The sequence below is a fragment of the Microbispora sp. CSR-4 genome (assembly GCF_008033685.1).
GTDB lineage: Bacteria > Actinomycetota > Actinomycetes > Streptosporangiales > Streptosporangiaceae > Microbispora.
Genome location: NZ_VJVX01000045.1, coordinates 60,823 through 72,410, shown reverse-complemented (window position 1 = coordinate 72,410; position 11,588 = coordinate 60,823). Strand labels below are relative to the sequence as shown.

At 68.6% G+C, this 11,588-nt stretch carries 13 protein-coding genes, 1 tRNA gene and 1 pseudogene; 2 read left to right on the top strand and 13 right to left on the bottom strand.

Annotated features, from left to right (window positions below):
• The 11 genes and pseudogenes from FLV34_RS28165 to FLV34_RS28115 all read right to left on the bottom strand — a co-directional run.
• Window positions 1-782: pseudogene (locus FLV34_RS28165) on the bottom strand (DNA-directed RNA polymerase subunit beta); the annotation flags it as partial.
• Between the two features lie 420 nt (window positions 783-1,202).
• Window positions 1,203-1,709, bottom strand: coding sequence for a hypothetical protein (locus FLV34_RS28160; protein ID WP_147944509.1), 507 nt, complete (start codon window positions 1,707-1,709; stop codon window positions 1,203-1,205).
• Window positions 1,706-2,194, bottom strand: a complete 489-nt coding sequence (locus FLV34_RS28155) for a hypothetical protein (RefSeq protein ID WP_147944508.1) — start codon at window positions 2,192-2,194, stop codon at window positions 1,706-1,708. Before FLV34_RS28155 ends, FLV34_RS28160 begins: the two co-directional genes overlap by 4 nt.
• A 254-nt stretch (window positions 2,195-2,448) precedes the next feature.
• Entirely contained in the window at window positions 2,449-2,844 is a 396-nt protein-coding gene (rplL, locus tag FLV34_RS28150; RefSeq protein WP_076438522.1) for a 50S ribosomal protein L7/L12, read from the bottom strand.
• Between the two features lie 78 nt (window positions 2,845-2,922).
• Entirely contained in the window at window positions 2,923-3,447 is a 525-nt protein-coding gene (gene rplJ, locus FLV34_RS28145) for a 50S ribosomal protein L10 (protein ID WP_142651169.1), read from the bottom strand.
• A 223-nt stretch (window positions 3,448-3,670) separates the two neighbouring features.
• Window positions 3,671-4,519 carry a DUF1396 domain-containing protein gene (locus FLV34_RS28140; protein WP_147944507.1) on the bottom strand — a complete coding sequence of 283 codons (849 nt, stop codon included), beginning with the start codon at window positions 4,517-4,519 and terminating at the stop codon, window positions 3,671-3,673.
• A 267-nt stretch (window positions 4,520-4,786) separates the two neighbouring features.
• Window positions 4,787-5,500, bottom strand: coding sequence for a 50S ribosomal protein L1 (rplA, locus tag FLV34_RS28135; RefSeq protein ID WP_142651167.1), 714 nt, complete (start codon window positions 5,498-5,500; stop codon window positions 4,787-4,789).
• Window positions 5,501-5,571: 71 nt separating this feature from the next.
• Entirely contained in the window at window positions 5,572-6,003 is a 432-nt protein-coding gene (gene rplK, locus FLV34_RS28130; protein WP_030510282.1) for a 50S ribosomal protein L11, read from the bottom strand.
• Between the two features lie 95 nt (window positions 6,004-6,098).
• Entirely contained in the window at window positions 6,099-6,872 is a 774-nt protein-coding gene (gene nusG / locus FLV34_RS28125; RefSeq protein ID WP_260617491.1) for a transcription termination/antitermination protein NusG, read from the bottom strand.
• Window positions 6,873-6,927: 55 nt separating this feature from the next.
• Entirely contained in the window at window positions 6,928-7,185 is a 258-nt protein-coding gene (secE, locus tag FLV34_RS28120) for a preprotein translocase subunit SecE (RefSeq protein ID WP_030510284.1), read from the bottom strand.
• A 75-nt stretch (window positions 7,186-7,260) separates the two neighbouring features.
• Window positions 7,261-7,333: transfer RNA gene (locus FLV34_RS28115), tRNA-Trp, on the bottom strand.
• A 235-nt stretch (window positions 7,334-7,568) separates the two neighbouring features.
• On the opposite strand from FLV34_RS28115, the gene FLV34_RS28110 reads away from it, so the two are divergent.
• Window positions 7,569-8,774, top strand: a complete 1,206-nt coding sequence (locus FLV34_RS28110) for a pyridoxal phosphate-dependent aminotransferase (RefSeq protein WP_142651166.1) — start codon at window positions 7,569-7,571, stop codon at window positions 8,772-8,774.
• 155 nt (window positions 8,775-8,929) lie between these two features.
• Here FLV34_RS28110 and FLV34_RS28105 read toward each other — a convergent pair whose 3' ends face one another.
• On the bottom strand, window positions 8,930-9,958 hold the full coding sequence (locus tag FLV34_RS28105; protein ID WP_147944506.1) for a PASTA domain-containing protein: 1,029 nt from the start codon (window positions 9,956-9,958) through the stop codon (window positions 8,930-8,932).
• Window positions 9,955-10,455 (bottom strand): SigE family RNA polymerase sigma factor, encoded by a 501-nt coding sequence (locus FLV34_RS28100; RefSeq protein ID WP_142651164.1) that lies wholly within the window; start codon window positions 10,453-10,455, stop codon window positions 9,955-9,957. The genes FLV34_RS28105 and FLV34_RS28100 overlap by 4 nt, the downstream gene beginning before the upstream one ends.
• 74 nt (window positions 10,456-10,529) lie before the next feature.
• Here FLV34_RS28100 and FLV34_RS28095 point away from each other — a divergent pair, with 74 nt between their 5' ends.
• A complete protein-coding gene (locus FLV34_RS28095) occupies window positions 10,530-11,549 on the top strand; it encodes an adenosine deaminase (RefSeq protein ID WP_142651163.1) in 1,020 nt (339 codons plus the stop codon).
• Window positions 11,550-11,588: the final 39 nt, after the last annotated feature.

Here is an 11,588-nt window from a genome sequence, read left to right as displayed (position 1 = left end):
TAGATGTCGAGCAGCGCGTCGTCCTGGCCGGAGGTGTGGTCCTTCTCCAGGGTCGCCCGCATCGACTCGTACTGACCGAAACGCTCCAGAATCTGGTCGTTGGTCCAGCCGAGCGCCTTCAGCAGCACCGTGACCGGCTGCTTACGCTTGCGGTCGATGCGCACGCCGACGCTGTCGCGCTTGTCGATCTCGAATTCGAGCCACGCGCCGCGCGACGGGATCACCCGGCAGCCGAACAGGTCCTTGTCGGAGGTCTTGTCGACCGAACGGTCGAAGTAGACACCCGGCGAACGGACGAGCTGGGACACCACGACACGCTCGGTGCCGTTGATGATGAAGGTGCCCTTCGACGTCATGAGCGGGAAGTCGCCCATGAACACCGTCTGGCTCTTGATCTCACCTGTGGTGTTATTGATGAACTCCGCCGTGACGAACATCGGGGCGGAGTAGGTCATGTCCTTGTCTTTGCACTCATCGACTGAGTACTTGGGCGGCTCGAACCTGTGATCCCGGAACGACAGGGACATGGTTCCGGAGAAGTCCTCGATGGGACTGATCTCCTCGAAGATCTCTTCGAGACCGGATTGGGTCGGAATGTCCTTGCGCCCGGCCTGGCGAGCCGCCTCGACCCGGCCCTTCCATTTCTCGTTTCCGAGCAGCCAGTCGAAGGACTCGGTCTGCAGGGCGAGAAGGTCGGGTACTTCGAGCGGCTCCTCGATTCGTGCGAACGACACGGTTCGGGGACCGGCGGGTACGGCGGAGGCGTTGCGCGAGGCTGCCAACAGATGTCCTTCCGAGGGCTCGCGGACTGACTACACGCACGCCAGACGACCAGGACTAAGAGTTACTCAGAGAGACGGTCGTCAAAGGGCAGCGCAAAGGGGCAGTGTAGCCGATCGGCATACACCTGTCCACTCCGCTATCGCTCTGCGCTCCACGTTGGTGGCAGCATCACCCGTCAGCGCCGAAACGTCAAGCCCGAGAGCCGACATTTCGCCTAACCGGCAGGGGTCTCGCAGGGTTTTTCCGCCCTCGCGGCCGAGCGAGCTCCGGGGATCCAGTCCCTACCCGGGACCGGACACGGGTAACGCTCAGTCACGCGAACGACCCAACGCTGACCGTCGGTCGACGCCGCCGAGCCCTGGATACCCACCGGGTGGCACGGCTTAAACGTGTTCTTTACTAACAATTTAGCCACGGGCTCAGGGAACGGGCGTGTCACCCAGGAGCGTGGACAGCCGGGAGGCCCGCCAGCCGTCGCCCTGCGTCACCATGACCAGGCGCGCTCTCCCCTGGCTGACCTGCTGCTTCTGCTCCTCCTGACCCGGGCCCGACCGCGTCGTGACCATGTTCACGAACAGCAGCACCCGGACCTCTTCCGGCGTCGCCGACTCCACTCCTGCGGCGGCGACGACCGCGTGCTGCACCGTCCGCCGCTCGCGCGCCTGCGGTCCCAGCGTCGCCACGAGCGTCCGGTAGTGCTCCGCCAGCTGCCCGGTGGCGTGCGCTCCCGCCCTCAGCATGTCCTGATCGATCGTACGGTAGTCGTACGACAACATGTCGGGCGCGTAGGACCGGGCGGCCGACAGTGCCTCCCTGGAGGCTCTCTCGGTGGCCTGGAGGCGGCGCAGATCGAGCAGGAGCCACACGGCGGCGACGGCCAGCCCGGCCGCCACGAGGGCCGTCAGCGCCCGCAGCAGGCGCCTCACCGCACCAGCTCCGCCCGTGAGACCAGCCACAGGCCCGAGGCCTTCGTGACGTCCATGCGCCAGCGGAAGAAGCGCTCCTCCGGAGGGGCCTTCCTGCCGTCCTCCCAGTGGATCACGGCGTCGCCGACGATCAGCACCCGTGCCGTGCGCCGGTCGGCGGCGAGGGAGGTGAGCGCGGAGGCCCGCAGGACGCCCGTCTGCACGGCCTTGTTCTTCAGCGTGGTGGCCTTCAGAGCCGCCTGCCCGGCGGCGTACTGCGCCCGCTCCGGGCCCGTGGAGGTCGCCAGCGCTCGTTTGATGTCGTCGTCGATGCGGCGGTGGTCGATCGACATGAGGCTCACCGCGTGCGCCGCCGCGGCCCGCACGGCCATCTCGCCGTCCTCGGCCGTCGCGAGGGCCTCCGTACGGGCCTGGGCGAGATGGCGGACCGTCAGGGCCAGCGCGACCACGAGGAGCACGAGCCCGGCGGTCAGCGCGCGCCGCATCCCCGCACCTCCTGAGCACCCGGTCGTCGTCTCGGCCCGTTCACGTCGCGCGGATCAACGGTCGTGCCCGGCGAGGCCGGCGTGCCACCCGCGCGCGCCGTCGTCGGACACTCCCTAATCGGCACGATAGATCAGCGGACCCGCCCTGCCCATAGATTCCGGATTCCGCACGGGGTCCGGGCACGCGAAAGGGGCGGTCCCATCCGGCACCTGGATGGACCCGCCCCTTCGGTGAAGCGTGTTACAAGACCGTCTTACTTGACGGTGACCGTGGCGCCGGCGCCCTCCAGGGCGGCCTTCGCCTTCTCGGCCTGCTCCTTGTTGACCTTGCCGTCGAAGACCGGCTTCGGAGCGCCGTCCACGAGGTCCTTGGCCTCCTTGAGGCCCAGGCTCGTCAGGGCGCGGATCTCCTTGATGACCTGGATCTTCTTGTCGCCGGCGGCCTCGAGGATGACGTCGAACTCGTCCTGCTCCTCGGCCTCCTCGGCGGCGCCACCGGCGCCACCGGCGGCCGGGGCGGCGGCGACGGCGACCGGAGCGGCGGCCTTCACGTCGAAGGTCTCCTCGAAGACCTTCACGAACTCGGACAGCTCAAGGAGGGTCATCTCCTTGAAGGTCTCGAGCAGCTCGTCGGTGCTGAGCTTCGCCATGGTGTGTTCCTCCAGTGGATCTAGCAAAAAACGTGTAAAGGGACCGCGGTGCGCGCTTCCCCCGTCCGCTGCGCGGACCTACTCGCCGGCCTCTTCGCGCTTGGCGCGCAGAGCCTCGGCCAGTCGAGCCATCGTGGTGGGCAGCGCGGCGAAGGTGGCGGCAGCCTGGGACTGCTTGGCCTTCAGCGCACCGGCCAGCTTCGCGAGGAGCACCTCGCGGGACTCAAGGTCGGCAAGCTTCGTGATCTCGTCGGGGGTCATCGACTTGCCGTCGACGACACCACCCTTGATCACCAGGAGGGGGTTGGCCTTGGCGAAGTCACGCAGACCCTTGGCCGCCTCCACCACGTCGCCCTTGACGAACGCGATGGCGGTCGGGCCCTGGAACAGGTCGTCCAGGGAGGTGATCCCGGCGCTGTTGGCCGCGATCTTGGTGAGCGTGTTCTTCGCCACGGCGAACTTCGCATTCCCACCGAGAGAAACGCGCAGCTGCTTGAGCTGAGCGACGGTGAGACCGCGGTATTCGGTCAGAACGGCGGCGCTGGATCCCTCGAACTCACTCTTGAGCTCGGCGATCGCGACGCTCTTCTCCGCCTTCGCCATGGGCCTCCTTCCAGATGTGCCGCCGGCGAAGGCCCTCAGAAAACAGACAAGCCCCGGCGCAGGCGCACGGGGCTTGGACAGACGTCGAACGTCCTCAAGCTTCTCCACACCTACGCGGGCCGTCCACTCACGTGGATCCTTCGGTCACCGGGTTGTGGGCCCAGTGACGACCGGCGGTCTTCGGCAGGAGACAGACTACGGTGTCAACCGGCAAGACGCCAAATCAGCCTGTGGCGCCGGACGGCTGCTGCGTCAGCGTCCGCGGCAGCTCGCCGACCTGGTCGGCGGCCGGCGCCTTGATCGAGACCGGCTCGTTGAACGACTTGAACATCGCCGTCGCCTTGAACGTGCCTGCGCCCGGCTTGCCGCCGTTCAGCTCGACCTTGCGCGGCAGGCCCTGGCCGTCGATCCAGGCGTCGAACGTGACGTCCTTGGCGTTCGCCAGCTCGTCCTGCACGTGGCCGCGCCGGTCCTCCGGAAGCTGCTTGATCGCCTCGGCCACGGGGAACGTGCCCGAATAGTGGGTCGTGTCCACCCCGCCGACCTGCTCGGTGCCCACCGGCTTGACGTCCTTCGACGCCGTGAGCATGGCGGCGCTCGTCTTCAGGTCGAACTGCTGCGCCTGGGCGAGATACTGCTCGATGTCCACGCCGGCCTGAGAGCCGAGCTGCTTCAGGTCGAGCCTGATCCACGGCTTGGTGGCGCCCACCAGGGTCCTGAGCATGTCGAGCTTCACGTACGCCACGTCGCCCTGGAGGATCACCCGCACCCCGCCGGGCATGTTCTGCCCGTTGAACGACACCTGGCCGAGGTTGATGTCGGAGGAGATCTGCGGGGTCTTCTGGTAGAGCATGGTGCCCTGGACGACCCCTCCCTGACCGCCGTCGGCGTCGGTGACGTTCAGCACGAGGTCGGCGGCATAGGTGTCGACGTCGTCGGCCTTCTGCGCGGTCTGCTGGATGACCTCGGCCGCCGAGAGCTTGGCGTTCTGGAGAGACGGAGTCGCGGTCGTGCCGCATCCCGCGACCGTGATCGCGGCTACCGCCCCCGCGGCCACCAGTAGTCGTCGCATTGTGTCCATCCCTTCGATGTCCCCCTTTACCTGCCCTTGACCTTATGCGCCTAACGCCGTCCGCGCGTGGCCGGCGGACGAACCCCCATGAGCCGTGCACAGAACCTTCACAAGACGGGGCCTGGAGCAGGGGCTGAGCGAGGGACGGCCGAGAGGCGACGCAGCAGCCGATCGAGCGTCGTGGGGCCCTACACGGCCACAGACGCGCGGAAGCCCCCGCCCGTAGAGGGCGGGGGCTTCCGTCGTCGTGTCGGCCGGGAAGACGGCTCAGGCGTCGATCTCGGCGGTCATCGCCCGCGTCACGTTCGGGTCGACCGGGATGCCCGGGCCCATGGACGTGGTGAAGGTGACCTTCTTGAGGTAACGGCCCTTGGCCGCCGACGGCTTGAGACGCAGCACCTCGTCCAGCGCCGCGGCGTAGTTCTCCACGAGCTGGCGGTCGTCGAAGGACGCCTTGCCGATGATGAAGTGCAGGTTGGCGTGCCGGTCGACCCGGAACTCGATCTTTCCGCCCTTGATGTCGCTGACGGCCTTGGCCACGTCGGGCGTGACGGTGCCGGTCTTCGGGTTCGGCATGAGGCCGCGGGGGCCGAGCACGCGGCCCAGACGACCGACCTTGCCCATCATGTCCGGGGTGGCGACGACCGCGTCGAAGTCGAGACGGCCCTTGGACACCTCGTCGATCAGCTCGTCGGAGCCGACGATGTCGGCGCCCGCCGCGCGGGCCTCCTCGGCACGGTCACCGGTCGCGAAGACCAGGACCCGGGCGGTCTTGCCGGTGCCGTGCGGGAGGTTGACGGTGCCGCGGACCATCTGGTCGGCCTTGCGCGGGTCGACGCCCAGCCGCAGGGCGACCTCGACGGTCGCGTCGAACTTCGTGGTCGCGGTCTTCTTGGCCAGCCGCACACCCTCGAGCGGGGCGTACAGGGCCGTGCGGTCGATCTCGGCCGCCGCGTTCTTCCAGTTCTTGCTGCGCTTCACTTCGTGCTCCTCGTGGAGATCGTGGTCCGGGCCTGCGCGGGCCCTCCCACTGCGTTGGTCACCGCTGAGAGTCAGTCGGCGATGGTGATGCCCATGGAACGGGCGGTGCCGGCGATGATCTTCTCGGCGGCCTCGACGTCGTTGGCGTTGAGGTCCTGCATCTTGGTCTCGGCGATCTGGCGAAGCTGCTCGCGGGTCAGCTTGCCCACCTTGTCCTTGTGCGGGTTCGCGCTGCCCTTCTGCAGACCGGCGGCCTTCTTGATCAGCTCAGGCGCCGGCGGCGTCTTCGTGATGAAGGTGAAGGTGCGGTCTTCGAAGATGGTGATCTCGACGGGGATGATGTTGCCCCGCTGGGCCTCCGTCGCGGCGTTGTACTGCTTGACGAAGTCCATGATGTTGACGCCGTGCGGACCGAGCGCGGTACCGACCGGCGGCGCGGGGGTGGCCTGCCCAGCGGGAAGCTGGACCTTCACCAGGGCCGCGACTTTCTTCTTTGGAGGCATTTGTCCTTCTCCGGGTCCTTTGTCCTACAAAAGCCTCACAGGCACGCCGAAGCAGGGCGTGCCGTGAGGACGGCTATCGAGTCTACGCGAGGCGGTCAGATCTTCGAGACCTGGTTGAACGACAGCTCGACCGGGGTCTCTCGGCCGAAGATCGAGACGAGGACCTTGAGCTTCTGCGACTCGGCGCTGATCTCGCTGACCGTGGCCGGCAGCGTGGCGAACGGCCCGTCCATGACCGTGACGGACTCGCCGATCTCGAAGTCGACGGTCGCGGTGGTGGTCTTGGTCGTGGCCTTCTTGACTTCCTCGGAAGGCTCCGGCGCGAGCAGCTTGGCGACCTCGTCGAGGTTCAGCGGGCTCGGCTTGTTGGACAGGCCGACGAAGCCGGTCACGCCGGGCGTGTTGCGCACCGCGGCCCAGGACTCGTCGGTCAGGTCCATCCGGACCAGAACGTAGCCGGGAAGCACACGCTCCTTGATCGGAGTCTTCTTGCCGCCCTTGAACTCCGTGATCGTGTGGGTCGGCACCTCGACCTGGAAGATGAAGTCCTCCATGTTGAGGGACCCGATCCGGCTCTCGATGTTCTGCTTCACGCGGTTCTCGTAACCGGCGTACGAGTGGATGACATACCACTCGCCGAACTGACCGCGAAGCTGACGCTTGAACTCCTCGACCGGGTCGACATCCGGAAGGACGTCACCGTCCTCGTCGACCTGCGCGGCGACCTCGGCCGAGTCTTCGCCGCCGTCACCGCCGTCAGAGTCGGCGGCCGTGGTCTCCTCGACCTCTGCTACGGCCTCGTCCTGCTCGGTGCCCCACTCGTCATGCTCGTCATGGGAGCGGTCGGCCGGCATCGGGGACTCGGACACGGGACTCTTCCTTCTTCGCTTGGTGTCTTGACGTGCTACGACGTCTCGGGCGGGATCAGGATCCGCCGAAGAGCCAGAGCACTGCCTTACCCAGCAGCGTATCGATCCCGAACACGAGCCCAACCATGATCACAACGAAGACCAGGACAACTACGGTGTACGAGATCAGGTCATTGCGCCTGGGCCAGATGACCTTGCGCAGCTCGGCGACGACCTGCCGGTAGAACAGAGCGGGCGAGGTGCGCTTTGCCTTCTTCTCACTGGTCGGCTTGCCTGGCTTGCCAGCGGTTTCACCGCGGGTGTCGATCGCCACAGTCCTCACCTGATCCGTCGTGTCCGTCGCAGTTGCGGCGCGCTTTCACGCCATTGTTGCGCGGACCGCACTCCGCAGGGCACGAGGGACTCGAACCCCCAACCGCCGGTTTTGGAGACCGGTGCGCTACCAATTGCGCTAGTGCCCTAAGCCGTGCACCACGATACCCGAGAAACGCGCCGAAGCGTCCGTCGCGTCGTTCACGTGGCCCACTAGTCGGTGAAGTGTACGCGGGAATCACCACTCCGTCGAACCACATGACCGCCGCACCGCCCGAAGGCGGCCCGAGTGCCGTTTCTGTGCGATCTAAAGCTACCGTGCGGACCCGTCCGGATCCTGGATATGGATACGAAACCGCGTGGCGCGTCTGGAACGATGGAGGCATGACCCGACCTCGCATCTCCGCGCGTATTTCCGCGATCTCCGAGTCCGCGACTCTGGCCGTGGACGCCAAGGCCAAGGCCATGAAGGCGGCCGGTCGCCCGGTCATCGGCTTCGGCGCCGGCGAGCCCGACTTCCCGACGCCCGACTACATCGTCGAGGCGGCCGTCGAGGCGTGCCGGAACCCCAGGTTCCACAAGTACACGCCGGCCGGGGGCCTGCCGGAGCTCAAGCAGGCGATCGCCGACAAGACGCTGCGCGACAGCGGGTTCCAGGTCGAGGCCGCCCAGGTCCTGGTGACGAACGGTGGAAAGCAGGCGGTCTACGAGGCGTTCGCCACGCTGCTCGACCCGGGTGACGAGGTCCTGGTCGTGGCGCCCTACTGGACGACGTACCCGGAGGCGATCAAGCTCGCGGGCGGCGTCCAGGTCGACGTGGTCACCGACGAGACCACCGGCTACCTGGCCTCGGTCGAGCAGCTGGAGGAGAAGCTGACCGACCGCACCAAGGTGCTGCTGTTCGTCTCGCCGTCCAACCCGACGGGGGCCGTCTACTCCCCCGCCCAGGTCGAGGAGATCGGCCGCTGGGCGCTCGACAAGGGCCTGTGGGTCGTGACCGACGAGATCTACGAGCACCTGGTCTACGGGGACACGAAGTTCTCCAGCATCGCCACCGCCGTGCCCGAGCTGCGCGACCGGGTCGTCGTGCTGAACGGCGTGGCCAAGACGTACGCGATGACCGGCTGGCGGGTGGGCTGGCTGATCGGCCCGTCCGACGTGGTCAAGGCGGCGACGAACCTGCAGTCCCACGCCACCTCGAACGTCTCCAACGTCGCCCAGGCCGCCGCGCTCGCGGCCGTCTCCGGCGACCTGTCGGCCGTCGCGCAGATGCGCGCGGCGTTCGACCGGCGTCGCCAGACCATGGTCCGGATGCTCAACGAGATCCCCGGCGTGGTCTGCCCCGAGCCGTTCGGCGCGTTCTACGCGTACCCGTCGGTCAAGGCGCTGCTGGGCAAGGAGATCCGCGGCAAGCGCCCGCAGACCTCGGCCGAGCTGGCCGAGCTCATCCTGGAGGAGGCCGAGGTCGCGCTGGTGCCCGGCGAGGCGTTCGGCACCCCGGGCTACTTCCGCCTGTCGTACGCGCTGGGCGACGACGACCTGGTCGAGGGCGTCAGCCGGGTGGGCAAGCTCCTGGCCGAGGCCCACTGAGAAGCCGAGGCCCGCTGAAAGAGGTCATCCGGACTCTGCAAATTTCAGCGAAGGCCCGGTCCCCGAGGAGCGGGACCGGGCCTTCGTCATGCCGGCGCACGACCCACGCGCCTCCGGGCCCGTGGGGACCACGGAGGCGCGGGATCGAAGCGGGGTCACTTGGCGAGGGTGGTTCCCCCGGCGATCTTCTTGAGCTCGCTGTCGGCCGCGTCCGCACCGATCTTGGCCGCGTAGTCAGGGCTGATCATGACCTCGGCGCCGACGCCGGGAGCGAGGGTCCACACGATCGTGCGGGTGCCGCCGTCCATGACCCGGTCGCCGCCCTCCGACACGCTGACCAGGTAGGCCTTCCTGCCGCCGACCTCGATCGGCTTGACGCCCTGCGCGGCGTAGCTCTGCATGCGCTTGCTCAACCGGCTCACGGCGCCCTTCCGATAGACGATCATCTGGACGCTGTACATGCCGGGCTCCAGGCCGGGCTCCACCCAGCTCGTGGTGTAGCTCCGCTTGCCGAAGCCGTCCTTGCCGGACCACTTGCCCCATTCGAGCCCTTCGGGCAGATAGCCGACGTGCACTCCGCCGAGCGTCCGGCCGTCCCCGAGATCGCCGAGGTCCTGGGGCATCCCCGGGTTTTCGGCGCCCTCCGACGAGGTGTCTTCCGACGGGGTGCCCTCCGAGGGGGCGGGGGTCGGGCCGGCGGTCCCGGCGATCATGACCGTGACCGCCGCCCCGGGGGGAGCGGCCGTCCCCGGCTGCGGCATCTGACCGAAGACCGTCCCCGCCGGGGCGGTGTCGGTGACGATCTTCGTGAATCGCATCGTGTAGCCGGCCTCCTTGAGGATGGCGCCGACCTCCTTGGCGCTCTTGCCGGTCAGGTCGGGCACGACCCCTTCCGGCGTGGCGACCGCGTCACCGGAGGCGGCCGTCGACGCGGCCGGGGCCTCCTGACCGGTGGCGCCGGCCCCCACGAGGCTGCCGCCGGCCGGGACGGTGTCGGGCCGGGCGGTCAGCGCCACGGGCACGCCCACGGCGACCGCCGCCGTGAGCACGGCCGCCCCCGCCACGCGAAACCTGACGACGTGGCGGCGGTTGCCCCGCCGTACGGCCTGGCCCAGCGACGGCGACGCGTGCACGCCGGCGACCTGAGCGGCCATGGCGTCTTTCAGCGCCTCTTCGACGTTCATGCGGACACTCCCTGCAAGTTCTCCATGCGTGCGCGCACGCGTGCCAGCCCGCGGGCGGCCTGGCTCTTGACGGTGCCGACCGAGCAGCCGAGCAGCGCGGCGGTCTCGGCCTCCGACAGGTCCTCCCAGTAGCGCAGGACCAGTACGGCCCGCATCCGGGCCGGCAGTTTCCTGAGCTCGGCGACGAGCACGTCGCGCAGGCCGAGGTCCGGCGACTCCACCGGCGTGTCCGGCGGCTGGGCGAAAGTGATCTCCTGGAGCACCTTGCGCCGCCTGGCCTTGCTGATCGCGCCGTTCACCACGACCCGGCGCGCGTACGCCTCGGGGTTGTCGTGGCGGATGCGCGGCCAGTGCCGGTAGACCTTCTCCAGCGCGTTCTGGACCATGTCCTCGGCGTCGGACTCCGAGGCGCCGCAGACCAGGATCGCGGTGCGCAGGAGAGCGGTGCTGCGCGCGGCCAGGAACTCGTCGAAAGCCGCCTCGTCTTCTTCGGTCATGAGCTCCCCTTTCGCCCCTCCCCAACGCGCCAACCCCGCCACGGGTTGAGAGCGACATGCGGCAACATATGGAGATGGCACGTCCACTAAACACGCTCCCCAAGGCACATCTGCACCTGCACTTCACCGGCTCGATGCGGCATTCGACGCTGATCGAGCTCGCCCGGGAGCAGGGCGTCCATCTTCCCGACGCCCTGGTTGAGGACTGGCCGCCGAAGCTGCGGGCGACCGACGAGCGCGGCTGGTTCCGGTTCCAGCGGTTGTACGACATCGCGCGGTCGGTGCTGCGCCGGCGCGAGGACGTCTACCGGCTGCTGCGGGAGGCCGCCGAGGACGAGGCCCGGGAGGGGTCGCGCTGGCTGGAGATCCAGGTGGACCCGTCCGGCTACGCCCAGCGGTTCGGCGGGCTGACCGAGACGCTCGAACTCGTCCTCGACGCGACGGACAAGGCGGCCAGGCAGGCCGGGATCGGCATGGCGGTGATCGTGGCGGCCAACCGCACCCGGCATACGCTCGACGCCAGGACGCTGGCCCGCCTGGCGGCGCACTACGAGGGCAGGGGCGTGGTGGGCTTCGGCCTGTCCAACGACGAACGGCGCGGCCGGGCCAGGGACTTCGAGCACGCCTTCCGGATCGCCAGGCGGGCCGGGCTGCTCGCCGTGCCGCACGGCGGCGAGCTGCTGGGCGCGGCGAGCGTCGCCGAGTGCCTCGACGACCTGGGCGCCGACCGGATCGGTCACGGGGTGCGCGCGGCCGAATCGCCCCGCCTGATGGAACGGCTGGCCGACCGGCAGATCACCTGCGAGGTGTGCCCGCTGTCCAACGTGGGCCTCGGGGTGGCGGAACGGCCCGAGGACGTGCCGCTGCGGCGGCTGTTCGAGGCCGGGGTGCCGATCGCCCTCGGCGCCGACGACCCGCTGCTGTTCGGCGCCCGGCTGCTGCCACAGTATGAGCTCGCACGGGACGTGTACGGCTTCGCCGACGCCGAGCTGGCCGAGCTGGCCCGGCAGTCGATCCGGTCGTCGACGGCGCCCGACTCGGTCAAGAAGGAGTTGGCCGGCGAGATCGACGCCTGGCTCGCCTCTCCCGAGTGAGCCCGCCGTACATCTCGCCGGTCACCTCGCTGGTCACCT

Excerpts from the sequence above, each read along its gene's own strand:
- FLV34_RS28105 (WP_147944506.1), bottom strand. The coding sequence starts at position 9,958 with ATGAACGTCGAAGAGGCGCTGAAAGACGCCATGGCCGCTCAGGTCGCC.
- FLV34_RS28095 (WP_142651163.1), top strand. The coding sequence starts at position 10,530 with ATGGCACGTCCACTAAACACGCTCCCCAAGGCACATCTGCACCTGCAC.
- rplL (WP_076438522.1), bottom strand. The coding sequence starts at position 2,844 with ATGGCGAAGCTCAGCACCGACGAGCTGCTCGAGACCTTCAAGGAGATG.
- rplK (WP_030510282.1), bottom strand. The coding sequence starts at position 6,003 with ATGCCTCCAAAGAAGAAAGTCGCGGCCCTGGTGAAGGTCCAGCTTCCC.
- FLV34_RS28140 (WP_147944507.1), bottom strand. The coding sequence starts at position 4,519 with ATGCGACGACTACTGGTGGCCGCGGGGGCGGTAGCCGCGATCACGGTC.
- rplJ (WP_142651169.1), bottom strand. The coding sequence starts at position 3,447 with ATGGCGAAGGCGGAGAAGAGCGTCGCGATCGCCGAGCTCAAGAGTGAG.
- FLV34_RS28100 (WP_142651164.1), bottom strand. The coding sequence starts at position 10,455 with ATGACCGAAGAAGACGAGGCGGCTTTCGACGAGTTCCTGGCCGCGCGC.
- FLV34_RS28110 (WP_142651166.1), top strand. The coding sequence starts at position 7,569 with ATGACCCGACCTCGCATCTCCGCGCGTATTTCCGCGATCTCCGAGTCC.
- FLV34_RS28155 (WP_147944508.1), bottom strand. The coding sequence starts at position 2,194 with ATGCGGCGCGCGCTGACCGCCGGGCTCGTGCTCCTCGTGGTCGCGCTG.